This window comes from Bradyrhizobium sp. HKCCYLS3070 (genome assembly GCF_051167575.1).
In the GTDB taxonomy this organism is placed as follows: Bacteria; Pseudomonadota; Alphaproteobacteria; order Rhizobiales; family Xanthobacteraceae; genus Bradyrhizobium.
In genome coordinates this window covers 230,160-253,261 of sequence record NZ_JBNPTI010000002.1, presented here as the reverse complement: position 1 = coordinate 253,261, position 23,102 = coordinate 230,160, and the positions used below count along the sequence as shown (strand labels likewise).

Below are 23,102 nucleotides of genomic sequence, written 5' to 3'. Positions count from 1 at the left end.
CCGCGAGGTCCACCCGGTCCTCGCTTATGTAAATTACAACTTACACCCATAATGTAAATCATGCTAGACATTTCCCGTGTCAGGTCCTGCGGACGGGAGGTGCGAGGAAATGGCCGATCCCCGCCTGATCGTGGTCGGCGCCGGCATCGCCGGGCTGGCCGCTGCGCTCACGCTCGCCGCGCACGGCGCCGAGGTGACGGTGCTGGAGCGCGCGCCCGCGCCCGGCGGCAAGATGCGCCAGATCGCGATCGGACCTGTCAGCATCGACTCCGGTCCTACGGTGTTCACGATGCGCTGGGTGTTCGACGAGCTATTTGCCGAGATCGGCACCGCACTCGACGATCATCTCACCCTGACGCCGCTCGACGTTCTCGCTCGCCACGCCTGGACCGATCGCCGCACGCTCGATCTGTTCGCCGATGAGGAGCAATCGGCCGACGCCATCGGCCATTTCGCCGGACGCAGCGAGGCCGAGGGCTATCGCGCCTTTTGCCGCGACGCCCGCCGCATCTTCGAGGTGCTCAAGGATCCCTTCATCCGCACGCCGGCGCCGAGCATGACGCATCTGCTGCGCACCGCCGGCTTTCGCGACCTCACCGCGATCCGCCCATTCCAGACGCTGTGGAAGGCGCTCGGCGGCTATTTCCGCGATGCCCGACTGCAGCAATTGTTCGGCCGCTACGCGACCTATTGCGGCTCGTCGCCGTTCCATGCTCCGGCGACGCTGATGCTGGTCGCTCATGTCGAGCAGTCCGGCGTCTGGCTGATCGACGGCGGCATGCACGAGCTCGCCGCGTGCCTCGCGGCGCTGGCGCGGCGCCACGGCGTCACCATCCGCTATGACGCCGAGGTCGCCGGCATCGCGACGAACGCCGGCCGCGCTGCGGGCGTGCAGCTCGCCAATGGCGAGCAGATCGCCGCCGACGCCGTCATCGCCACCGCCGATGTCGCGGCATTGGCGCAGGGCCTGTTCGGACCCGAGGCGGCGCGAGCCCTCCCCGCCATCCCGGAATCGGCGCGCTCGCTCTCGGCGATGACCTGGAGCTGCATGGCGCGCGCCGACGGCTTTCCGCTGTTGCGTCACAACGTGTTCTTCTCGCGCGACTCCCGCGCCGAGTTCGAGCAGTTGATCGACCGTCGCACGATGCCGCAGGAGCCGACCGTCTATGTCTGCGCGCAGGCGCGCGACGACCAGCCGCGCGAGGCTGCGACGAGCGAGCCGCTGTTCGTGCTGATCAACGCCCCCGCCACCGGTGACCATCACAGCTTTGCTCCCTCGGAGATCAGCCAATGTGCCCGCCAGACCTTCGACCTGTTGCAGCGCTGCGGCCTCAGCATCGCGACGACGCCGGAATTGACCCGCGTGACGACGCCGACGGACTTCAACCGGATGTTTCCGGGCACGGGGGGCGCGCTGTACGGCCGCAGCTCGCACGGCTGGATGGCATCGTTCCAGCGGCCGGGCGCGCCGACGAAGCTGCCGGGGCTCTACGTGGCGGGGGGCAGCGCGCATCCGGGACCGGGCGTGCCGATGGCGGCGCTGTCGGGCCGGATGGCCGCTGCACGGGCGATCGCGGACCTCGCTTCGACCGCCTTGTCCCGGAACACGGCTATGCGTGGTGGTATGTCGACGCGCTGAGCGATGACGGCCGCTTCGGCATTACGCTCATTGCCTTCGTCGGCAGCGTGTTCTCACCGTACTACGCGTGGGCGCGGCGGCGGGGAGCGGCTGATCCCGAAAATCACTGTGCGCTCAACGTCGCGCTCTATGGCGCGCGCGCGCGGCGCTGGGCCATGACCGAGCGCGGACGCGGCGCGCTCACGCGTGAGCCTGCGAGCCTCAGGCTCGGTCCGAGCAGCCTCGCCTGGAACGGCCGCGAACTCACCATCGAGATCAGCGAGGTCAGCGTGCCCTGGCCGCTGCCGCTGCGCGGTCGCGTCCGCGTCGTGCCGACGGCGCTGAACGAGATCGCGTTCACGCTCGATGCCGAGGGACGCCACCGCTGGCAGCCGATCGCGCCATGCTGCCGCGTGTCGGTCGATTTCGATCATCCCGATCTGCGCTGGCGTGGCGACGGCTATTTCGACATCAACCATGGCGACGCGCCGCTGGAGCGCGACTTCCAGAGCTGGCAATGGTCGCGCGCGGCGACGCGCACCGGCACCGTGATCTCGTATGACACGGTCGCGCGCGACGGCGCCAATACGTCGCTCGCGCTGCACGTCGACCCCGCGGGCCGTTTGGAATCGATCACGCCGCTCACGGAGGCGCCTTTGCGCAAGACCCTGTGGCGGGTCGACCGCAGCGCCCGCGCCGACGCCGACGCACCGGTGCGCGTCGTGAACACGCTGGAGGACGCCCCGTTCTACGCGCGCTCCCATCTCGCCGCCCGTCTGCACGGCGAGGATGTCGAGGTGATGCATGAGAGCCTGTCGCTCGACCGCTTCCAGATGCCGATCGTCCAGGCCATGCTGCCGTTCCGGATGCCGCGGTGGTGAGGATGGGACAGGGGCGACGTTGGCTGCAGTCGCTGGCGAGCGCAGCGGACCTGCAATGGTCGCGGAACGACGGCGGAATGCGGCGAGACAGATTCCGATAATAATAAATCTCTTGCTATTTATCTGAAATTATGATTGTCTACGCGCATCCCGCCTCACCGCAGAGGGGCGTAGCGCGCGATCGTCACGACACGCGAGGTGGGGATGCGATGGCCGCGAGAGATCGCAGCATTCTCTTCGACGAGGGTGCCGACGAACGATGTCTTGCGGACGTGAAGTCGCAGCGTCCTGATACCCCGACGCTGGTATCAAGCCGCGATGGCGCTCATGTGCCGCGTGGTGATGGTGGCCAACAAGCCCGGCGCACCAGGGAGACTGCGTATAAGCGTGAAGACCGTCGCGCAGGGAATGCCGGTTGAATCGGCTTTGCCTGTGGTACCTGCCGCCTGCATTTTTTCTGCAGGCGGGCCATGGGTGAGGCCTTCACCCGGCATTCCCTGCGCCCTCTGCACTGTTTGCGAGGGACAAGATCATCGCAGACTCGGGCAACCTCTGCCGCGAGAACGCGAAGCCATGTCGATCGCTGTTTGAGACGTGAATCCGCCTCCCCCACCCTACCGCTTCTCCGCCTCGCGCTCCCTGGCCTCGCGCTCGGCGCGCTGGCGGTCGAGGCGGCGGCCTTGCCATTCGAGCACGAGCCAGCCGAGCACACACATGGTGACTACGACGAATTCGAGCAGGCCGCCCATCTCGCTCATGGCGCGTCACTCATCGCGTCTCACCTGGTGTCCAGCTCATGACTTCGCGTGTCATGACATCGCAGCCGAGCCACACGGGTCGCGCCAACGCGGTCGTACCGTCGTACGCGAGTCGTCTCATACGTGATGGCGACGACCTCGCCTCGCTACGACATCCGCCCCGAGCGCAGCAACTGATCGCGTCGCTCCAGGCGCTCGAACAGATCGAGCACCCACAGCGCGCGATCGTGAACAGTCCGGCGCGGCGGCGCGATCGCGTGCGGGCGCTGCGCATCCGCCGCGACGACCGCCTCGATCAAAATGCGCGCCTCCGGCCGCGGCGGCGCCAGCGACGGCTGCTCCTGCAGCAGCGACATCACCGCCGCCTTGCCGAGAAGCTGCAGCTTGCGCGGCATCGAGACGAATGCGCGCCGCGACAGCGAATCGAATTCGGCACGTGCGACCTCGCGGCCGATCTCGGCATAGATCAGCCGCGCCGCATGGATGCCGGGCCGGCAGGTCCACGGCAGATCGGCGATGCCCGCAGAAGCGCGGGCATAGAACACGTCGGCGACCGCGAGCAGTCGCGCCGTGACCCGCCCGATGCGGTCGTCGAAGAACGGCGCGGCACGCCAGGTCTCGATATCGAGACCCGCCTCGCGCAGCCATTGCCGCGGCAGATAGAGCCGGCCGGCGCGCGCGTCCTCGCCGACGTCGCGGGCAATGTTGGTGAGCTGCATGGCGATGCCGAGGTCGCAGGCGCGTCCGATCGTCTCGGCCTCACGCCGGTTCATCAGCAGCGACATCATCACACCGACCGTGCCGGCGACGCGCACGGCATAGGCGAGCACGTCGCTCAGGGTCTCATAGCGGCGCCCCTGCGCATCCCAGGCGAGACCTTCGAGCAGCGCCTCCGGCAGCGTGCGCGGAATCGTGAACTGCGCCACGACGCCGGCCAGCGCACGATCGACGGGACTGTCGTCCGGCGTGCCATGATAGATCCGGTCGAGCCGTTCGTGCAGCAGCTCGACGGCGTCGACGCGGCGGCGGGGCCCGTCGATCGCATCATCGGCCTCGCGGCAGAACGCGTAGAGCGCGACGGCGGGATCGCCGACCGCGCGAGGCAGCACTTTCGAGGCGGCAAAGAACGTCTTCGATCCGCCCCGCAACATCCGCCGACAGATCGCAATGTCCGTTTGCCAGCTCATCGCCGCTCCAGCTCATGCGGCGCGGGCACGAGATCATCGAGCACACGCGCCGAGGACAGCACGCCCGGCAGGCCGGCGCCGGGATGGGTGCCCGCGCCGACCAGATAGAGCCGCTCGACCTCTTCGCTCTTGTTGTGCGGCCGGAACCAGGCGCTCTGCATCAGCACCGGCTCGAGCCCGAACGCCGCGCCGCGATAGGACGACAGGCGATGCTCGAAATCATCCGGCGTCAGCAGCCGCGACGTAACGAGCTGGCCGGCAAGGTCCGGCAGCAGCGTGTCGCTCAGCGCGGTCTCGATCCGCTGGCGGAACGGCTCGGCCGTCGCCGACCAGTCGATGCCGCTCTGCTGATGCGGCACCGGCGACAGCACGTAGAAAGCATCGCAGCCAGCGGGCGCCAGCGACGGATCGGTCGCGGTCGGACGGTGCAGATAGAGGCTGAAATCATCCGCCAGCACCTTGCGGCGAAAGATGTCGTCAAGCAGCTCGCGGTAGCGCGGGCCGAGCAGGATGGTGTGATGCTCGACATCGTCGTAGCGGCGCTTCGTGCCGAAATACCAGACGAACAGGCTCATCGAATAGCGCGCACGGTCGATGCGCGCATCGGTCCAGCGCCGGCGCGGCACGCTCGGCAGCAGATGCTTGTAGGTCCAGGCCGCGCAGCCGTTGGAGACGACGACGTCGGCGGCGATCGTCTCGCCGGATGCGAGCCGCACGCCGGTGGCAACACCGTTCTTCGTGGTGATCTCGGCCACGGGCGCCGAGCAGCGCACCTGGCCGCCCTGCCCCTCGATCAGGCTGACGAGCCCTGTCACCAGCGCGCCGGTGCCGCCGATCGCAAAGTGCACGCCCCAGCGCCGCTCGAGATAGGCGATCAGGCAGTAGATCGACGTGGTCGTAAACGGGTTGCCGCCGATCAGCAGCGGATGGAAGCTGAGGATGACGCGCAGCCGCTCGTCGCGGACGTAGTGTGAGACGAGGCCGTAGACCGAGCGAAAGCTCTGCAGCTTGATCATCGCCGGCGCGATCTTGGCCATGTCGAGCAGCGACGAGAACGGCACGTCGCCGAGCTCCTCGAAGCCGACCTTGAAGATCGCCTCGCTCGCCTTCATGAAGCGCTCATAGCCATCGACGTCGCCGGGTGCCAGCCGCGCCACCTCGGCGCGCATCTCGGCCGGGTCGCCCGAGCAGTCGAACATGGTGCCGTCGTCGAAGCGGATGCGATAGAATGGGGAGATCGGCTTGAGCGTGACGTCGTCGGACATCTTCCGACCGCACAGCTGCCACAGCTCCTCGAACAGGAACGGCGCGGTGACGATGGTCGGGCCGGCATCGAAGGTGAAGCCGTCCTGGCGATGCACATAGGCGCGGCCGCCGGGCGCATCGAGCTGCTCGTAGACCGTGACGCGATAACCGCGCGCACCAAGCCGGACCGCTGCGGCGAGGCCGCCGAAGCCGGAGCCGACCACGACCGCATGCGGCCGGTCTCCGAGCACAGCCGGGACAGCGGCCTTGATGGTGGAGACGTCGAGCATGGAGGAAAGCGTAAATCTAAATTGACGTTTTCGCCAGCCAAAAATGTCAACTTAACTGGACGTTTCCTGTTGCGCTGCAAGGACGCCCGCGCGCTCGGCGGCGTTGACGATCAGGCCCGCGATCCTGGCCGGCTGCTCCTCATGGGCCAAATGACCAAGGCCCTCAATGAGTTCGAGCTGCGCCTGGGGCACCAATCGCTGGACGCGACGCGCGACGTCTGGCGGGATGGCGCGGTCATTCGCGGCCGCGACCAGAAGCAGCGCGGTCTTCAACCGCGGCAGCTCGCGCCCAAGCGGATGCAGGTCCCAGTTCGCCATCATCTCGAGCGCGGCGCCGACATGGCCGGGGCTGCCGACCAGCCGCCGATACAGCCGCTCGCCTGTCGCGTCGATCGTCGAGCCAGTGCCCTTCAGCAGCCGATGCACCGCCGCCGGATCGCGGCCCCGCCAGGCGAACAGCCGCGGCACCAGCGGATTGAGCGCCATCATCTTGGCGAGCGGCGACAGGAACTGCGCGGCCGCGCCGCCGAACGGCAGATAGGCGCCATTGAGGCTGACGATCAGCTTCGGCCTGATGAGATTGTCGAGCGTCATGCGCGTCAGGATCGCCGCGCCCGCGGAATGGCCGATCGCGATTTCAGGCGCGATCGCAAGCTTCTCGCAGAGGCCAGCGAGATCGCGCGACATGCCGTCGAGCGACAGCCGCCGCCCATGCGGCGTGGAGGTGAAGCCGTGGCCGGAGAGATCCGGCGCGACGACGGTGAAGTGCTTGGCGAGCAGCGGCGCGAGATCCCGCCAGGAATGGGTCGCGGCTCCCGTGCCATGGGCGAGCAGCGCAACGGGCCCCTCGCCCATGATCTGAACATGCCAGCGCAGGCCCGCGGCCTCGACGAAGCGGCTGGCCGCGCGGTTGGGCCAGTCGCTGCCGTCGACGCTCCAGTTCGGCTTGTCGCTCATGCCGGCCCACGCGGTTGGACGCCGCCGGCATCGTCAACGATCGGCCGCGCGCGTCAGGAAATCATCGTAGCTGGCGACGACTTTATCAAGCTGTTCGAAATGCGGCATCGCGCCGGTCTGCATCACCTCGATCTGCCAGTTGGGCAGAGCCTCGACGGCGTGCTTGCCGTGATAGTCGACGAAATCGCCGCGCACGCCATGCACCATCCAGACCGGCATCGCCAGTGCCTGGTAGAGCTTCAGGGCATTGGTGCTGAACAGATAGCCGGAGACGAACGAATACGGCGCGTTCTCGGCGCCGGGCTGATGGGTCGTGATGTAGTCATACTCCAGCAGGCCCTCGTCGATGTCCTTGCGGCCGAAGGTCTTCTGCAGGAAAAAACGAATGCTGGCGCGCGAGGTCAGCAGGGTGAAGAAGCCGTGCTTCCACAGCGGGACGTTGAGGATGTTGCGGACCCACGGCATGGCGCGGGTCGTGTCCTTGGTGCCCGCCGACTCGGCCGCGGCCTCGGCGCGGCGATCGAAGCCGGTCGGGCTGAGCAGCGCCAAGGTGCGAAACAGGTTCGGCGCCTCGGTGCCGGCGCGCGCGGCGAACTCGCAGCCGAGCGACAACGCGATGGCGTCGATCGCGACGTCGCCATGACGGCGGCGAATTTCGTTCGTGGCGAGCAGAATCGCATCGGTCATGATGCGCGGCGTATAGATGCGGTCGGCGCGGTCCGACAGGCCGAAGCCCGGCAGGTCGAGCGCATAGACCGGACGCGTCTGGCGGTAGTGCTCGAACAGCGGCTTCATCTCGTAGGCCGTCGCCGCAGCGTTGACGCTGTGAATCAAGAGCAGCGGCCGCTGCTCCGCCGGGGCGGCGGGGCCGTCGCCATAGCAGGTCATGCGGCCCGTACGCAGATCGGCGAGCTCGAAGCTTGGCGCTGCAAGCGGCGGCGGCATCGTCACAGCGCGCGTGTCAGCCGCATGATCACTCTGTGTAGTCGAGGCGACCTGCATGGCGTGCTCCTGTGTGACGATATCGGGCGACGGCAGGCAAGCGCTGCCATACGAGGGGTGAGCATAGCGATGACCGATCCTCTTGTCAGTCGCCGTTGCGAACGCAGCTTGACGCCGGGGGTTCCACCGCCATCAGCCGCGGCCGGCTTGCGCCATAACGGCCTGCGACAACCGTACGGCATCGGCATGAGGCAGCGCGACGTAACGCGCCTGCATCGCACCGGCGAGCTGCGCGGCCTTGTCCTGCGGGCGCGGCGAGGAATCGACCAGCACGACCGGAATGCCGGTCAGCGCGAGCTGCCGTGCGGCCACCAGCGCCTCCGCCTCGGCCTCGCTGCGGCCGCCGCCATCGCGCGCGACATTTGCCCGGCCGTCGGTCATCAAAACGATCGTCGGCGTCTGGCCCTTGGCCTTCACGGCGAGCGCGAGCTCGGTTGCGGCGAAGATCGCTGCCGACAGCGGCGTGCCGCCGCCGCCGGGCAGCGCCGCGAGGCTGCGCTTGGCGCGCGTCAGCGAGCGCGTCGGCGGCAGCAGCAGCTCGGCGCCCCTGCCGCGGAACGCGATCAGCGCGACCTCGTCGCGGCGAATGTAGCATTCGGCCAGCAGCAGCTCGACGGCGCCCTTCACTTCCGCAAGCCGCTGCAAGGCCGAGGAGCCGGAAGCATCGACGACGAAGATGGTCGTGGTGCCCGAGCGCTGCTTGAAGCGGGTGATCCGAATGTCGTCCTTGTGCACGATCAGCCGGCCGCTCTTGTCGGAATGTTGCGTCCGCCGCCGCAGCGGCTGCCACGGCGCTGCCGCGCGCAAGGTCTCGAGCACATTGAGCCGCGCGCCGGCGCGCCATTCACCACGACGCGCGCCAATCGGACGGCCGCGCTTCGGCACCTTCTGAGCGGTGCCCTGCTTGCTGACGCTGCTGCTGCGGACGCGGGTCGCGCGTTCCTCTTGCAGCCGCTTCAGCAGGTCGACTGGAATGGCCGCCTGCGCCGCTTCGACCACGCGATCCTCGAGCGAACCGTCCTCGCTGCGGTCGTCGTCCTCACTCTCGGCCGACTCATTCTCGGGCTCCGGCGCCTCGCTGTTCTCAGTCTCGTCATCCGCTGCGGGCAGCCGGGTGGCGCGCGGCGCCAGCACCAGCCGCGCGGCGCAGGCGATGTGCGCTTCGGCGACTTCGACCTCACCATCAAGGGCCGCTGCGATGCGCGCGACGCGACAGGCGAGCAGCGGCGCGCGCAGCGAGTCGATGCCGAGCGCGCAGGCCGTCATCGTCAGCGCCGCGATCGCGTCGTCCGACGAACGGACCTGCGGCAGCCGCGCACGCGCTGCTGCGATGTCCGACGATTTGAACAGGCTCTCGCCGAGATCGACGCGCGCAACTTTGCTGAGATCGAGATGGCAGGCCAGGCGGTCGGCCAAGGCAGGCGACACGCGCTCATCACCGATGCCCTCGTCGAGCGCAATCAGTCCGAGCCGAGCCGGTGCGCGCAGCGACATGCCATCGCGCTCGATGCTGATAGCCCCGGTGTCGACGGCAACACAGAGATGTGTGACCGTCGACCGCGACATGCGCTCGGCCATCACGGCGATCAGCCCGCCGCCATCGGCATCGGCGAGCAGCCCACGTTGCAGCACCGGCCGCCCCGCCTGCAACGTCGCGGCGAGATCGAGGCCGCCAAGCAGGCGATCGTCCGAGATCGACGGCGGCAGCTTGCGCAAGGGTGTCGACGGCGGCATCAGCTCGTGCAACAGCTCCAGCCACTGCTCGCGCACCGGACCTGCGCCCGCACGCAGCAGCACCGACGCGGACGGGTCGATCGCGGCCAGAGCGGCCGCGATCATCGCATCGGCCCAGATCGCGGCGCCATCGCTCACGGCGCGAACAGCTCGTCGAGCGCGCGCTCGACCCGCACCGACGAGCCGGAATCGTCGAGCGGATTGCGCCTGAGACGGTGCCGCAACGCCATCGGCGCGACCGTCTTCAGATGGCGGTCATCGACCGCCTTTGCGCCCTCCAGCGCCGCTACCGCGCGCGCCGCCCGCATCAAGGTGAGTTCGCCACGCAGGCCATCGGTGCCGAGCGCCATGCAGAGGCGTGCGGCCTGCTCGAGCTCACGATCGGCGACCTTGACCGCTCCGATGTGCTCACGGCCCGCGAGGATACGCTTGCGCTGCTTCGCCTCCTCCTTCTCCCAATGTGCAACGAAGGCGGTGGGATCGGTCTCGAAGGCATCGCGCCGCTTGACCACCTCGATGCGCGTCGGCAGATCATTGGGCGTCTTGACCTCGACGGATAGGCCAAAGCGATCGAGCAATTGCGGCCGCAACTCGCCCTCCTCCGGATTGCCGGTGCCGACCAGCACGATGCGGGCGGGATGGCGGATGCTGAGACCGTCGCGCTCGACCACGTTCTCGCCTGACGCGGCGACGTCGAGCAGGAGATCGACGAGATGATCCTCCAGCAGATTGACCTCGTCGATATAGAGAAAGCCGCGATTGGCGCGAGCGAGCAGCCCCGGCTCGAATGATTTCTCGCCATGAGCCAGCGCACGCTCGAGATCGAGCGCGCCGACGACGCGGTCCTCGGTGGCGCCGAGCGGCAGGTCGATGACCGGAACCGGCACCTGGTGCGCCTTCAACGCCGCCGGCTTCTTTGTCTTGCCGCTTGGCTTGGAGCGCGCGCGACACGCGGCGCATTGCGCGGCGACGTCGGCCGGATCGCATTGATAGGGACAGCCGATCACGGCGCTCATCGGCGGCAAGAGCGCGGCGAGCGCGCGCACCGCGGTTGATTTTCCGGCGCCGCGATCGCCAAAGGCCAGCACGCCGCCGACCTTGGGATCAACGGCAGCGATCATCAGCGCCAGCTTCATCTCGTCCTGGCCGACGATGGCCGAGAACGGAAAGGCGATTCCCATGAGCGTCCCCTGCGCCGCGACGCGTTCCCGCCGCGTTGCCAGCATGAGACCACAATCAGGGGCCGCTCTTCAACCCATCAGCGCTTAACGGACGAGGCTCGGCAGATCGAGACCATTGGCCTCGGCGCAGGCGATGGCGTCCTCATAGCCGGCATCGGCGTGGCGCATCACGCCGGTCGCCGGGTCGTTCCACAGCACGCGTTCCAGCCGCCGCGCAGCGTCCGCCGTGCCGTCGGCGACGATCACCATGCCGGCATGCTGCGAATAGCCGATGCCGACGCCGCCGCCATGATGCAACGACACCCAGGTGGCGCCGCTCGCACAATTGAGCAGTGCGTTGAGCAGCGGCCAGTCGGACACTGCGTCCGAGCCATCCTTCATCGCCTCGGTCTCGCGGTTCGGGCTCGCCACCGAGCCGGAATCGAGATGGTCACGGCCGATCACGATCGGCGCCTTCAATTCGCCGCGGGCGACCATCTCGTTGAAGGCAAGCCCAAGGCGATGGCGATCGCCGAGCCCGACCCAGCAGATCCGCGCCGGCAGGCCCTGGAACTTGATGCGCTGCCTCGCCATGTCGAGCCAGTTGTGCAGGTGCTTGTTGTCCGGCAACAGCTCCTTCACCTTGGCGTCGGTCTTGTAGATGTCCTCCGGATCGCCCGACAGCGCCGCCCAGCGGAACGGGCCGATGCCGCGGCAGAACAACGGACGGATATACGCCGGCACGAAGCCCGGAAAATCGAAGGCATTCGCGAGGCCCATGTCCTTTGCCATCTGGCGGATGTTGTTGCCATAGTCGAGCGTCGGAATGCCCATGGCGTGGAAGTCGAGCATCGCCTGGACGTGGCCGACCATCGACGTCTTCGACGCCTGCTCGACCGCCTTCGGCTCCGAAGCACGCTTGGCTTCCCACTCTGCGAGAGTCCAGCCCTTCGGCAGATAGCCGTTGATCGGATCATGCGCGCTGGTCTGGTCGGTGACGATATCCGGCCGCACGCCACGACGCACGAGCTCGGGGAATATCTCGGCGGCATTGCCGAGCAGGCCGACCGACACCGCCTTCTTGGTCGTCGCGGCGTCGGCCATCAGCGCCAGCGCCTCGTCTAGCGTCGTGGCCTGGCGATCGAGATAGCCGGTGCGCAGCCGCATCTCGATGCGGCTCGGCTGGCATTCGACGGCGAGCATCGAGGCGCCGGCCATGGTCGCCGCAAGCGGCTGCGCGCCGCCCATGCCGCCGAGGCCCGCGGTCAGAATCCACTTGCCGGAGAGATCACCGTTGTAGTGACGGCGGCCGACTTCGACGAATGTCTCGTAGGTGCCCTGCACGATGCCCTGGCTGCCGATATAGATCCAGGAGCCGGCCGTCATCTGGCCGTACATCATCAGGCCCATTCTATCGAGCGCATTGAAGTGATCGAGCGTCGCCCAATGCGGCACGATGTTGGAGTTGGCGATCAGGACGCGCGGCGCATCCGGATGGGTGCGGAAGATGCCGACCGGCTTGCCCGACTGCACAACCAGCGTCTGATCCGCCTCGAGCTTGCGCAAGGAGGCGACGATGCGATCAAAGCTGCCCCAGTCGCGCGCGGCGCGGCCGATGCCGCCATAGACGATCAGTTCGCTCGGCTTCTCCGCCACATCAGGATCGAGATTGTTCATCAGCATGCGCAAGGGCGCTTCGGTGAGCCAGCTCTTGGCGCTGATGTCGCTGCCACGGGGAGCGCGGATCACCCGTTCGTTGTCCAGGCGTCGGTTCATGGGTCCCTCTCATCCAAGCTTGGGAAACGGATCGCGTCCGAGTGCATGCGTTGCAACCGTGGCCAGCACACCGCCACCGACGAGCGCGGCCGCCTTGGCGAGATCGTCGGCCATGTAGCGGTCGCGCACCAGCGCCGGCACATGCGCGCGAAGCGCGGCAATGACAGCAGACAGCGCCGCGCTGGTGCCGTGCGGCGCTCGCAGCTCGATGCCTTGGGCGGCGACGAGCAGCTCGATGCCGATGATAGCAGCGAGATTGTCGGCCATGTCGTACAACCGGCGCGCCGCATGTGCAGCCATCGAGACGTGGTCTTCCTGGTTGGCGCTGGTCGGCGTCGAGTCGATCGAGCACGGCAGCGCGCGCTGCTTGTTCTCGGCGAACAGCGCCGCGGCCGTCACCTCGGCGATCATGAAGCCGGAGTTCAGGCCCGGCTCCGGCGTCAGGAACGGCGGCAGGCCGAAGTTCAGCGCGGGATCGACCAGCGTCGCGATGCGCCGCTCGCTGATCGCGCCGAGCTCGGACAATGCCAGCGCGATCTGGTCGGCGGCAAACGCCACCGGCTCGGCGTGAAAATTGCCACCGGAGATGATCTCGCCGGTCTCGGCCAGCACCAGCGGATTGTCGGTGACGGCATTGGCCTCGGTGACCAGCGTGCGCGCGGCCTGTGTCAGCAGATCGAGCGCGGCGCCGGCGACCTGCGGCTGGCAGCGCAGGCAATACGGATCCTGCACGCGCTCGTCGCCTTCGAGATGCGACAGCCGGATGGCGCTGCCGTCGAGCAGTTCGGTGAGCACGCGGCCGGCTGCGATCTGGCCGGGATGACCGCGCAGCGCCTGAATTTCGGGCCGGAACGGCGCTGTCGAGGCCATCGCAGCATCGACCGACAGCGCGCCGGTCACCAGCGCGGCGTTGAGTAGGTCATGGGCGTGGAACAGGCCGGCGAGCGCATAGGCCGTCGAGAACTGCGTGCCGTTGATCAGCGCCAGCCCTTCCTTCGGCCCGAGCGTAACCGGCGTGAGGCCGGCGCGCGCCAGCGCCTCGCGGCCCGGCACGAGCCGGCCCTCGACGAAGGCCTGCCCCTCGCCGATCATGACCGCGGTCATGTGCGCGAGCGGCGCGAGATCACCGGACGCGCCGACCGAGCCCTGCTGCGGCACAAAGGGCGATACGCCGCGCGCCAGCATCGCCTGCAACTGTTCGATGATCTCACAGCGCACGCCAGAGGCGCCGCGGCCGAGCGAGATGATCTTCAACGCCATCATCAGCCGCGCCACCGGCTCAGGCGTCGCGGGGCCGACGCCGCAGCAATGCGAGAGAATGAGATTGCGCTGGAGCTGGGCCGTCTGGTCAGGCGGGATGCGCTTCGAGGCCAGCTTTCCGAAGCCGGTGTTGATGCCATAGACCGGCTCGGCGCCCTGCGCCGCCTTCGCCACGATCCCTGCTGCCGCTTCGACACGCGGCCAATACGCCGAATCCAGCGTGAGCGACGCGCCGGTGTAGACGCGCACAAGATCATCGACGCTGACGTGGCCGGGCTCTGCGATGATCGCGCTCATTGGCCTCTCCACAAGCGCCGGTGCAGCGGGTTGAAGCCCATGCGGTAGACCAACTCCGCGGGACGGCCGATGTCCCAGATCGCAAGATCGCACCACTTGCCGGCCTCCAGCGTGCCGGTCTCGGCCAGCAAGCCCAAGGCCCGGGCGCCTTCGCGCGTGACGCCGGCGATGCATTCATCGACCGTCATCCGGAACAAGGTCGCCGCCATGTTCATGGTCAGCAGCAACGAGGTCAGCGGCGACGAGCCCGGATTGCAGTCGGTCGCCAGCGCGAGCTTTACGCCGTGCTTGCGAAACAGCTCGACCGGCGGCTTCTGCGTCTCGCGAATGAAGTAGAACGCGCCAGGCAGGAGCACCGCCACCGTGCCGCTCCGCACCATCGCAACAGCACCCGCTTCGTCGGTGTGCTCGAGATGATCGGCCGACAGCGCGCCGAACTCGGCCGCGAGCGCGGCGCCGCCGAGGTTCGACAACTGATCGGCATGCAGCTTGACCCGCAGGCCGAGCGCCTTGGCCGCAGCGAACACGCGCGATGTCTGCGCAGCGGAGAAAGCGATATTTTCCATGAATGCGTCGACCGCATCGGCGAGGCCTGACCTGGCAACCGCCGGCAGCATCTCGTTGCAGACGAGGTCGATGTAGCGGTCCTTGTCGCCACCGGCTTCGACCGGCAACGCATGCGCGCCGAGAAAGCTGGTGCGCACGCTGACCGGCCGCTGGCTGCCGAGCGCGCGGGCTGCGGACAATTGTCGCAGCTCTGTCGCGGCCTCCAGGCCATAGCCGGATTTGATCTCGATCGTCGTGACGCCTTCGGCGAGTAGCGCATCGAGCCGCGGCAGCGCGCGGGCGATCAATTCCTGTTCGCTGGCGGCGCGCGTCGCCGCGACGGTGGACACGATGCCACCGCCGGCACGCGCGATCTCCTCATAGCTCGCGCCGGCGAGCCGCAGCTCGAACTCGTGCGCACGGTCGCCTCCAAAGACAAGATGGGTGTGGCAGTCGACGAGACCCGGCGTGATCCAGCGTCCCTCGCAATCGATGCGCTCGGGCGCATCTCCATCTGCCGGAAACTCCGATTGCGGACCGGCAAAGGCGATGCGGCCATCGCGTGCAGCGATCACGCCCTGCTCGATCACGCCGAGGCCCGGCTGCCCCTCGCACAAGGTCGCGAGCCGCGCATTCTGCCAGATCCGGTCGAAACGCTGGGCCATGCTGCCTCCCCCTTCACGAAAGCTTGACGGGCGATATGTCTATACATAAACTTAGCTCCGCCGTCCTGTCCAGCGGGCTTATCGATCATGGCGTCACTGCACTTCGCATCCGCGCTTCTGCCCAGGGGGTGGGCCGAGGACGTGCAGGTCGTCATCAGCAATGGCGCAATCGAGTCGGTATCCGCCGGCGTGCCTCCGACCTCCGACGACGAGCAACATGAGGTCGCGATCCCCGGCATCGCCAGCCTGCACAGCCACGCGTTTCAGCGCGGCATGGCCGGGCTTGCCGAGATCAGCGGCCACTCGACGGATACGTTCTGGACCTGGCGCGAGACGATGTACCGTTTCGCCCTGTCGATGCGCCCCGAGGATGTCGAGGCGGTCGCGGTCCTGCTCTATGTCGAGATGCTGGAGCGCGGCTTCACGCGGGTCGGTGAATTCCATTATCTGCACCACGATCGCGACGGTACGCCTTACGCCGATGTCGCCGAGATGGCGGTGCGCATCGCCGCGGCGGCCCAGACATCCGGCATCGGCCTGACCCTGCTACCGACCTTTTACGCGCATGGCGGCTTTGGCGGCGCGGCGCCGCATGACGGCCAGCGGCGCTTCATCTGCGATATCGATCAGTTCGCCAAACTGCTGACGGCCTCCCGCAAGGCAATCAGCTCGCTTCATGGCGCCAATCTCGGCATCGCGCCGCACAGCCTGCGCGCGGTGGCGCCGGATGAACTGGCCGCGCTGCTGCCGCTCGCCGATGGTGGCCCTATCCACATTCACGCCGCCGAACAGGTGAAGGAGGTCGAGGACTGCCTCGCCTGGTCCGGCCAGCGCCCGGTGCAATGGCTGCTGGATCATCACGACCTCAACGATCGCTGGTGCCTGATCCACGCGACGCATATGACGGCGGATGAAACGGCGGCGCTTGCGAGGAGCGGCGCGACGGCGGGCCTTTGTCCGGTCACCGAAGCCAGCCTCGGCGACGGCATCTTCCCGGCACGCGACTATCTGCGCGCGCGTGGGCGCATCGGCGTCGGGACCGACTCGAACGTGCTGGTCGGCGTGAGCGACGAGTTGCGCCAGCTCGAATACGGCCAGCGGCTGACGCATCGTGAGCGCAACGTGCTGACGTCAGGTCCGGATGCGTCGACAGGCCGCACGCTCTTGGATGCCGCTCTTGCTGGCGGCGCACAGGCGCTGGCGCAACCGCTCGCCGGCCTGCAGGTCGGCGGCCGCGCCGACATCCTCACGCTCGATCTGTCGCATCCGTCGCTCGCAGGGCGAACGCGCGATGCGCTGCTCGACGGCTGGATCTTCGCGACGTCGCACGGCGCCATCGATTGTGTCTGGGCCGGCGGCGCCAAGGTCGTGCAGGGAGGCCATCATCGGTCGCGCGAGGCGGCAAGGCGCGGCTTTAACACGGCGGTGCGGAGGCTGCTCGCATGAGCCTCGCCGATGACAGCGCCAAGCCGGGAGCCGGCACGCTCTACAAGACGATCCGGCAGGACATCGAGCGCCGCATCCTCACCGGCGAATGGCCGCCCGGCCACCGCATCCCGTTCGAGCACGAGATCATGGAGCATTACGGCTGCTCACGCATGACCGTGAACAAGGCACTATCGGAGCTCGCCCAGGCCGACCTGATCGAGCGGCGCCGCCGTGCCGGCACGTTCGTGCGGCGTCCGCAGTTCCTGTCGGCGGTGCTGAAGATCCCCGACATCCGCGCCGAGATCAGCGCGCTCGGCCGCGCCTATGGCTATGAACTGATCTCATCGACGCGCCGCACCGCCAACGCCGCCGATCGTGAGCGCCTCGGCGTCAAGACACCGTGCAAGGTCATCGCGATCCGCTGCCGCCACAGCGCCGACAACGTCCCGTTCGCGATCGAGGACCGGCTGATCGATCTCGACGCCGTACCCGATGCCGCGAAGGCCAATTTCAAGATCGATCCACCGGGCTCCTGGCTGCTGCATCACGTGCCCTGGACCGAGGCGGAGCACGCGATCAGCGCCATCGTCGCCGACGACGCAATCGCCGAAGGCCTCGACATCGCGGTCGGCTCACCCTGCCTCGTGATCGAGCGTCACACCTGGCGCAAGGGACAGCCGCTCACGGCTGTCAGGCTGATCTATCCCGGAGAGCAGCATCGCCTCGTGGCGCGGTTCAGGGGCAGCGAATGAGACAGCTCACGCGCGCCCGAACTGAGCATGGGATTTGCAAGCACGCTTACAGAGATGAGCGGAGATCGCAGCCATCACGGCTGCGAGCCGCACGAAGGGCTTTCTTCTCACAGCAAAGGACGATGACGATGCGCAGATTTGGGCTACTCGCAGTAACGGCCGCGCTCCTGGCCTCGACGACCGTCTATGCCGACGACGTCAAGGTCGGTATCGGCATTTCCGGCTGGACCGGTTTTGCGCCGCTGACCTTGGCGAAGGAAGCCGGCATCTTCAAGAAGAACGGCCTCGACGTCACCATCAAGAAGATCCCGCAGAAGGACCGCCACCTCGCGATCGCCGCCGGTGACGTGCAGTGCGCGGCGACCACGGTCGAGACCTGGATCTCCTGGAACGCCAACGGCGTCGCCACCAAGCAGATCTTCCAGCTCGACAAGAGCTACGGCGCCGACGGCATGGCCGTGCGCAACGACATCGCCTCCATCAAGGACCTCAAGGGCAAGACCGTCGCAGCATCCGCGCCCGGCACCTCGCCCTATTTCGGGCTGGCCTGGATGCTCAAGAAGAACGGCCTCACGGTGAAGGACGTCACCATCGTGAACCTGGAGCCGGCCGCGGCCGCGCAGGCCTTCGTTTCCGGCCAGAACGACGCGGCGATGACCTACGAGCCGTATCTGTCGACGGTGCGCGCCGCTCCCGACAAGGGCAAGATCATCGCCACCACCCTGGATTATCCGATGGTGATGGACACCTTCGGTTGCACACCGAAGTTCCTGTCCGAGAATCCGAAGGCCGCCAAGGCGCTCGCCGACAGCTATTTCGAGGCGTTGGACATGATCGCCAAGGACCAGGCCAAGGCCTATGAGATCATGGGTGCCGACGTGAAGCAGACGGCTGAGCAGTTCGGCAACTCCGCGAAGTATCTGCGCTGGCAGGACAAGGCCGCGAGCCAGAAGTTCTTTGAGACGGAGTTCAAGACCTTCAACAAGGAGGCGGCCGAGCTCCTGCTCGAGGTCGGCATCATCAAGCAGATCCCGAAGATCGAGGATCTGTATGATGCGAGCTTCATCAAGTAGGCGCTGAAGCGTGCCCCGCACGATCCGTCATTGCGAGCGAAGCGAAGCAATCCAGGACCCGGCGTGAGACTCTGGATTGCTTCGTCGCTTCGCTCCTCGCAATGACGGTGTTGAGGCATCCCGCCCGATATTGAGCAGCGTATTCCGAAGCCAACTTAACATCAGCGGCCCGCGCCCCCTCGCGGGCCGCACCCAACACGAAAGCCCGATCCGTGATCCGTCCTCTCGATCCCGTCAGCGCCAGGTCAAGAACAGCGCTCGGCCTCGCCTTCTTCGTCGTGTTCGTCGCAGCGTGGTCGCTGGCGACGTTTGGCGGCTATGTACCGAAGGCGTTCCTGGCAGATCCCCTGACCATGCTGCGCGAAGGCTGGGACCTGCTCACCAAGTTCGGCTTCCTCACCGACATCGGCATGACCGTCTGGCGCGTCGTCGGCGGTTTCGTGCTCGCGGCCGTCATCGCCGTTCCGCTCGGCCTGTTGATGGGCGCCTACAAGCCGATCGAGGCGTTCCTCGAGCCGTTCGTCTCCTTCGCGCGCTACCTGCCTGCCTCCGCTTTCATCCCGCTCCTGATCCTGTGGGCCGGCATCGGCGAGTTGCAGAAGCTGCTGATCATCTTCATCGGCTCGGTGTTCCAGATCATCCTGATGATCACCGTCACCGTCGGCAACACGCGGCGCGACCTCGTCGAAGCCGCCTACACGCTCGGCGCCGGCGATCGCGGCATCATCGCGCGCGTGCTGCTGCCGTCGGCTGCGCCTGAGATTGCCGAGATCCTGCGGCTGGTGCTCGGCTGGGCCTGGACCTATGTCATCGTCGCCGAACTGATCGGCTCGTCCTCCGGCATCGGCCACATGATCACCGACAGCCAGGCGCTACTCAACACCGGACAGATCATCTTCGGCATCATCATCATCGGCCTGATCGGGCTGATCTCGGATTTCCTGTTCAAGGCATTCAACGCCTGGCTGTTCCCGTGGAAGCTCGCATGACCACGCTCGTCATCGATCAGGTCACCCGCATTTTCCCGGCCCGCCAGGGCCACGCGCCGACGCGCGCGCTGGAGCCGGTCGCGCTCACCATCGGCAACAACGATTTCGTCACCATCCTCGGCCCCTCCGGCTGCGGCAAGTCGACCCTGCTGCGCATCGTCGCCGGGCTCGACCATCCGACGAGCGGCAAGGTGCTGCTCGACGGCCGCGAGGTCGAAGGCCCCGGCGCCGATCGCGGCATGGTGTTCCAGTCCTACACGCTGTTTCCCTGGCTCACCGTGCGTGAGAACATCGCCTTCGGCCTGCGCGAGCGCGGCGTGCCTGAGGACAAGCGCAACGCCGTCGCCGACCGCTTCATCCAGCAGATCGGCCTTGAGGGTTTCGAGAACCACTGGCCCAAGCAGCTCTCCGGCGGCATGCAGCAGCGCTGCGCGATCGCGCGCGCGCTCGCCAATGATCCCAAAATCCTGCTGCTCGACGAGCCGTTCGGCGCGCTCGACAACCAGACCCGCGTGCTGATGCAGGAGATGCTGCTCGGCATCTGGGAGCGCGACCAAAAGACGGTGCTGTTCGTCACCCACGACATCGAGGAGGCGATCTTCCTCGGCAGCCGCGTGCTGGTGATGAGCGCCCGCCCCGGCCGCGTCAAGGCCGACATCAAGATCGAGCTGCCGCATCCCCGCTCCTACAAGATCAAGACGTCGCCGGAGTTCGTCGCGCTGAAGGAGCGGCTGGTGGAGGAGATCCGGGCCGAGGCGCTGAAGGTGGCCGCGGAGGCGTGACGCCGCGCTGTCGCGGTGCGCGGTGTTTAACTGTGCGCTCAAACTGGCGGTGATGCTTGCGGAAACATACCCCTCACCCAAGTGAGTGTGCCGCGCTGTCTTACATGCCCTCTCCCACAAGGGGAGAGGGCGCAGTAACTGGCCCTGCGCAGGCTCGAATGGCGAGCAGTACTTTCCCAACGATCGCCGCGACAAGACTGCCCGATACAGCGCCCTCGCCCCTTGTAGGAGAGGGCATCGCCGGCCCACCCGCGGGCTCGCTCAGGTGAGGGGTCTCTCTCGGCAACCAACGCTGGTCGACGCCGAACTAACTCAAAGGCTGCTGCGATCGAGCCCCGGCGGACCTCGCCCTCGGCCGGCTCCGCCGCATCCGCTTCAGCCACGGCACCAAGTGAAACGCGCTCATCAGCAGATACATGACCGTCATGTCGCCGAGCGGCGCGCCCGCCGGCATCGCCGAGCAGATCATATCTGTCCGGCCGTCGCGGGCCATGGCGTTCAGCACCGCCATCAACGCGAAGGTCGGCGCCGCAGCAAAGCGGAGTGCCTCAGCGAGGTCCGGCATCACGCGCCGCTTGGACGGGACGAACGCCATGGCTTCGCTCCCTGCTCTCAGCGCGCCGCGTATTCGTCGCGGCGGCGCCACCACACGCCCTGCTCGTTGCGGCCCTTCGGCGCGCGGTCGAGCCACTGATAGGCGCCCCACAGCCCATCGAGGCCACGGGCGTAGCTCGAATAGGTGTGGTAGACGACGCCGTCTTCGACAATGAAGGCACTCATGCCCGGGCGGTCGCGCATGAAGGTGGCGCCGTCCGTGCCGGTGCCGGCGGCGACTTCCGCCACCATGGCCGGGACGTCGGACGGCTTCATCGGCGGGCTGGTGCGGTAGTTGTACTCGCTGCCCCCCTGGCGCTGCTGCTCCTCGGTGATCGCGACGTTGAAGTCGAAATTGAAGTCGCTGCTCGCCGACGACGCCCAGGGGAAGCTCCAGCCCATGCGGCTCTTGTAGGCCCTGAGCTTCGCCAGCGGCGCGCGCGACACCGCCCACAGCATCACGTCGTGATTGGCGAGATGGACCTGGAAGCCGTTGAAGCCGTCGGCGATCATCGAGCAGGACGGGCAGCCGGCCTGGAAGTCGGGGCCGAACATGAAGTGATAGACGAGCAGCTGCGAGCGGCCCTGGAACAGATCGGGCAAGCTGGCAGGCCCCTCCTCGGTATCGAAGCGATAGGCCTTATCGACGCGCACCCAGGGCAAGGCCTGGCGACGCTGCGCCAGTTCATCGCCGCGGCGGGTGAACTCCTTCTCGGCCTGCAGCAAATCGAGGCGTGCCTTGAGCCAGTCTTCGCGAGTTCCGGTGAGATGCATGGTCATGTCGGTGTTCCTTTTGCGTGTTGACCGCATCTGAGACTAGGATCGCCGCGGGAGGAATGCGGAGTGACAAGTGTGGCGGGATTTGCATGGACTCGCTGATCTCGGCGGCGGCACAGGCGCTGGCCGCGGGTGATCCGCTCGGCGCGCTCAATCGCGTCGCGCTGCGCGACGATCCGCCGGCGCTGGCGCTGCGCGGCATCGCGATGGCCAGGCTCGGCGATGTCATCAGGGCGAAGGCGCTGCTGCGCCAGGCCGCGCGCAGCTTCGGCCCGAAGGCGGCCATGGCGCGCGCCCGCTGCGCCGTGGCGGAGGCCGAGATCGCGCTGGCGGCGCGCGATCTGTCATGGCCGACGAAAGCGCTGGCCGAGGCGCGCGCAACGCTGGAGCAGCACGGCGACCGCACCAATGCCGCCTATGCGCGGAGCCTCGAAATCCGGCGCATGGTCCTCATCGGCCACCTCGATGACGCCGAGCGGGGGCTCGCCGATCTCGATCCCTCGCCGCTGCAGCCGGCGGCGCGCACCATCTATGAACTGATCGTCGCCGGCCTGGCGCTGCGCCGCCTGCAGACCAAGGCGGCGCAGGCGGCGCTCGAGCGGGCCGGAGCCATGGCCTGGCGGACGCGGAGTCCGGAGCTGCAAGCCGAGGTCGAGCGGCTCGCGGCCACGCTGTCCGCGCCGGCCGCTCGCTTGATCCGAGGAGGCGAGCAACGGCTGCTGCAGCTCGATGAGGTCGAAGCGCTCTTCCGATCCGACGGCCTGATCGTCGATGCCTGCCGGCTCGTGGTGCGCCAGGGCAGCCTCGTCGTGCCGTTGGCGCGGCGTCCGGTGTTGTTTGCTCTCGCCCGCAGGCTGGCGGAGGCGACGCCCGATGATGTCTCGCGATCGGAGCTGATCGCCGCGGCTTTCCGCGGCAAGGAAGCCGATGAGTCGCATCGCGCCCGCTTGCGTGTCGAGATCGGGCGCTTGCGCCGGCTCTTGAAAGACATGGCCGACGTCAATGCGACGCGCGACGGCTTTGCCCTGCTGCCGCGCGATGGCCGCCGCGTCGTCGTACTGGCACAGCCGATCGAGGACGAGAATGCGCCCGTGCTCGCCTGCCTCGCCGACGGCGAGGCGTGGTCGAGCTCCGGCCTTGCGCTGGCGCTCGGCGCCAGCCAGCGCACGATGCAGCGCGCGCTCGACGCGCTCGCTCTGTCCGGCAAGGTCCAGTCGTTCGGCCGCGGCCGCGCGCAGCGCTGGACCTGTCCGGTGGTGCCGGCATTCGCGACCAGCTTGTTACTCCCGGCGTGGTCGTCGCTCGATTAGCGTTCGGCCGTCAGCAATGGA

Annotated in this window: 20 protein-coding genes; 8 read left to right on the top strand and 12 right to left on the bottom strand. The window is 67.5% G+C overall.

Annotated elements, in window-relative coordinates:
• The first annotated feature begins 109 nt into the window (after positions 1–109).
• Both crtD and ACQR03_RS09895 read left to right on the top strand, forming a co-directional pair.
• Positions 110–1,639 (top strand): 1-hydroxycarotenoid 3,4-desaturase CrtD, encoded by a 1,530-nt coding sequence (gene crtD, locus ACQR03_RS09900; RefSeq protein WP_434841342.1) that lies wholly within the window; start codon positions 110–112, stop codon positions 1,637–1,639.
• A gap of 155 nt (positions 1,640–1,794) precedes the next feature.
• Complete coding sequence (locus tag ACQR03_RS09895; protein ID WP_315827723.1) at positions 1,795–2,499, top strand: hydratase; 705 nt, start codon at positions 1,795–1,797, stop codon at positions 2,497–2,499.
• Positions 2,500–3,113: 614 nt separating this feature from the next.
• On the opposite strand, the gene ACQR03_RS09890 is transcribed toward ACQR03_RS09895, so the two are convergent.
• From ACQR03_RS09890 to hutI, 10 genes are all read right to left on the bottom strand, one after another.
• Positions 3,114–3,257, bottom strand: a complete 144-nt coding sequence (locus ACQR03_RS09890) for a hypothetical protein (protein WP_315714295.1) — start codon at positions 3,255–3,257, stop codon at positions 3,114–3,116.
• A 146-nt stretch (positions 3,258–3,403) separates the two neighbouring features.
• Positions 3,404–4,444: a phytoene/squalene synthase family protein gene (locus tag ACQR03_RS09885; protein WP_316225953.1), complete on the bottom strand. Its 1,041-nt coding sequence runs from the start codon at positions 4,442–4,444 to the stop codon at positions 3,404–3,406.
• Positions 4,441–5,979, bottom strand: coding sequence for a phytoene desaturase (locus ACQR03_RS09880; protein ID WP_434841343.1), 1,539 nt, complete (start codon positions 5,977–5,979; stop codon positions 4,441–4,443). Before ACQR03_RS09880 ends, ACQR03_RS09885 begins: the two co-directional genes overlap by 4 nt.
• Positions 5,980–6,030: 51 nt before the next feature.
• Positions 6,031–6,936 (bottom strand): alpha/beta fold hydrolase BchO, encoded by a 906-nt coding sequence (gene bchO / locus ACQR03_RS09875; protein ID WP_434841344.1) that lies wholly within the window; start codon positions 6,934–6,936, stop codon positions 6,031–6,033.
• A gap of 33 nt (positions 6,937–6,969) precedes the next feature.
• Positions 6,970–7,938: an alpha/beta fold hydrolase gene (locus ACQR03_RS09870; protein WP_434841345.1), complete on the bottom strand. Its 969-nt coding sequence runs from the start codon at positions 7,936–7,938 to the stop codon at positions 6,970–6,972.
• A gap of 132 nt (positions 7,939–8,070) precedes the next feature.
• Positions 8,071–9,810, bottom strand: a complete 1,740-nt coding sequence (locus ACQR03_RS09865) for a magnesium chelatase subunit D (RefSeq protein WP_434841346.1) — start codon at positions 9,808–9,810, stop codon at positions 8,071–8,073.
• Positions 9,807–10,853, bottom strand: coding sequence for a magnesium chelatase ATPase subunit I (gene bchI, locus ACQR03_RS09860; RefSeq protein WP_315714289.1), 1,047 nt, complete (start codon positions 10,851–10,853; stop codon positions 9,807–9,809). Before bchI ends, ACQR03_RS09865 begins: the two co-directional genes overlap by 4 nt.
• A gap of 84 nt (positions 10,854–10,937) precedes the next feature.
• Entirely contained in the window at positions 10,938–12,608 is a 1,671-nt protein-coding gene (gene hutU, locus ACQR03_RS09855; protein ID WP_316172536.1) for a urocanate hydratase, read from the bottom strand.
• 9 nt (positions 12,609–12,617) lie between these two features.
• Positions 12,618–14,165 (bottom strand): histidine ammonia-lyase, encoded by a 1,548-nt coding sequence (hutH, locus tag ACQR03_RS09850; protein ID WP_434841347.1) that lies wholly within the window; start codon positions 14,163–14,165, stop codon positions 12,618–12,620.
• A complete protein-coding gene (gene hutI / locus ACQR03_RS09845; RefSeq protein ID WP_316172538.1) occupies positions 14,162–15,376 on the bottom strand; it encodes an imidazolonepropionase in 1,215 nt (404 codons plus the stop codon). The genes hutH and hutI overlap by 4 nt, the downstream gene beginning before the upstream one ends.
• Positions 15,377–15,463: 87 nt before the next feature.
• On the opposite strand from hutI, the gene ACQR03_RS09840 reads away from it, so the two are divergent.
• From ACQR03_RS09840 to ACQR03_RS09820, 5 genes are all read left to right on the top strand, one after another.
• Positions 15,464–16,822 carry a formimidoylglutamate deiminase gene (locus ACQR03_RS09840; protein ID WP_316193199.1) on the top strand — a complete coding sequence of 453 codons (1,359 nt, stop codon included), beginning with the start codon at positions 15,464–15,466 and terminating at the stop codon, positions 16,820–16,822.
• Positions 16,819–17,556: a histidine utilization repressor gene (hutC, locus tag ACQR03_RS09835; protein WP_434841348.1), complete on the top strand. Its 738-nt coding sequence runs from the start codon at positions 16,819–16,821 to the stop codon at positions 17,554–17,556. The genes ACQR03_RS09840 and hutC overlap by 4 nt, the downstream gene beginning before the upstream one ends.
• Before the next feature lie 128 nt (positions 17,557–17,684).
• Positions 17,685–18,629, top strand: a complete 945-nt coding sequence (locus tag ACQR03_RS09830; protein ID WP_316225946.1) for an ABC transporter substrate-binding protein — start codon at positions 17,685–17,687, stop codon at positions 18,627–18,629.
• A gap of 215 nt (positions 18,630–18,844) precedes the next feature.
• Positions 18,845–19,618: an ABC transporter permease gene (locus ACQR03_RS09825; protein WP_434841393.1), complete on the top strand. Its 774-nt coding sequence runs from the start codon at positions 18,845–18,847 to the stop codon at positions 19,616–19,618.
• Entirely contained in the window at positions 19,615–20,400 is a 786-nt protein-coding gene (locus tag ACQR03_RS09820; protein WP_434841349.1) for an ABC transporter ATP-binding protein, read from the top strand. Before ACQR03_RS09825 ends, ACQR03_RS09820 begins: the two co-directional genes overlap by 4 nt.
• Before the next feature lie 307 nt (positions 20,401–20,707).
• Here the strand turns inward: ACQR03_RS09820 and ACQR03_RS09815 are convergent, their stop codons facing one another.
• The gene (locus tag ACQR03_RS09815) at positions 20,708–20,995 is read right to left on the bottom strand and encodes a hypothetical protein (RefSeq protein WP_434841350.1); all 288 of its coding nucleotides are present in this window, start codon (positions 20,993–20,995) and stop codon (positions 20,708–20,710) included.
• A 17-nt stretch (positions 20,996–21,012) separates the two neighbouring features.
• Positions 21,013–21,774, bottom strand: coding sequence for a DUF899 domain-containing protein (locus tag ACQR03_RS09810; RefSeq protein WP_316201226.1), 762 nt, complete (start codon positions 21,772–21,774; stop codon positions 21,013–21,015).
• Between the two features lie 86 nt (positions 21,775–21,860).
• On the opposite strand from ACQR03_RS09810, the gene ACQR03_RS09805 reads away from it, so the two are divergent.
• Positions 21,861–23,081, top strand: coding sequence for a helix-turn-helix domain-containing protein (locus tag ACQR03_RS09805; RefSeq protein ID WP_316193204.1), 1,221 nt, complete (start codon positions 21,861–21,863; stop codon positions 23,079–23,081).
• Positions 23,082–23,102 lie beyond the last annotated feature (21 nt).

Coding starts and splice junctions, on each gene's coding strand:
- crtD (WP_434841342.1), top strand. CDS start 110: ATGGCCGATCCCCGCCTGATCGTGGTCGGCGCCGGCATCGCCGGGCTG.
- ACQR03_RS09895 (WP_315827723.1), top strand. CDS start 1,795: ATGACCGAGCGCGGACGCGGCGCGCTCACGCGTGAGCCTGCGAGCCTC.
- ACQR03_RS09890 (WP_315714295.1), bottom strand. CDS start 3,257: ATGAGCGAGATGGGCGGCCTGCTCGAATTCGTCGTAGTCACCATGTGT.
- ACQR03_RS09885 (WP_316225953.1), bottom strand. CDS start 4,444: ATGAGCTGGCAAACGGACATTGCGATCTGTCGGCGGATGTTGCGGGGC.
- ACQR03_RS09880 (WP_434841343.1), bottom strand. CDS start 5,979: ATGCTCGACGTCTCCACCATCAAGGCCGCTGTCCCGGCTGTGCTCGGA.
- bchO (WP_434841344.1), bottom strand. CDS start 6,936: ATGAGCGACAAGCCGAACTGGAGCGTCGACGGCAGCGACTGGCCCAAC.
- ACQR03_RS09870 (WP_434841345.1), bottom strand. CDS start 7,938: ATGCAGGTCGCCTCGACTACACAGAGTGATCATGCGGCTGACACGCGC.
- bchI (WP_315714289.1), bottom strand. CDS start 10,853: ATGGGAATCGCCTTTCCGTTCTCGGCCATCGTCGGCCAGGACGAGATG.
- hutU (WP_316172536.1), bottom strand. CDS start 12,608: ATGAACCGACGCCTGGACAACGAACGGGTGATCCGCGCTCCCCGTGGC.
- hutH (WP_434841347.1), bottom strand. CDS start 14,165: ATGAGCGCGATCATCGCAGAGCCCGGCCACGTCAGCGTCGATGATCTT.
- hutI (WP_316172538.1), bottom strand. CDS start 15,376: ATGGCCCAGCGTTTCGACCGGATCTGGCAGAATGCGCGGCTCGCGACC.
- ACQR03_RS09840 (WP_316193199.1), top strand. CDS start 15,464: ATGGCGTCACTGCACTTCGCATCCGCGCTTCTGCCCAGGGGGTGGGCC.
- hutC (WP_434841348.1), top strand. CDS start 16,819: ATGAGCCTCGCCGATGACAGCGCCAAGCCGGGAGCCGGCACGCTCTAC.
- ACQR03_RS09830 (WP_316225946.1), top strand. CDS start 17,685: ATGCGCAGATTTGGGCTACTCGCAGTAACGGCCGCGCTCCTGGCCTCG.
- ACQR03_RS09820 (WP_434841349.1), top strand. CDS start 19,615: ATGACCACGCTCGTCATCGATCAGGTCACCCGCATTTTCCCGGCCCGC.
- ACQR03_RS09815 (WP_434841350.1), bottom strand. CDS start 20,995: ATGGCGTTCGTCCCGTCCAAGCGGCGCGTGATGCCGGACCTCGCTGAG.
- ACQR03_RS09810 (WP_316201226.1), bottom strand. CDS start 21,774: ATGACCATGCATCTCACCGGAACTCGCGAAGACTGGCTCAAGGCACGC.
- ACQR03_RS09805 (WP_316193204.1), top strand. CDS start 21,861: ATGGACTCGCTGATCTCGGCGGCGGCACAGGCGCTGGCCGCGGGTGAT.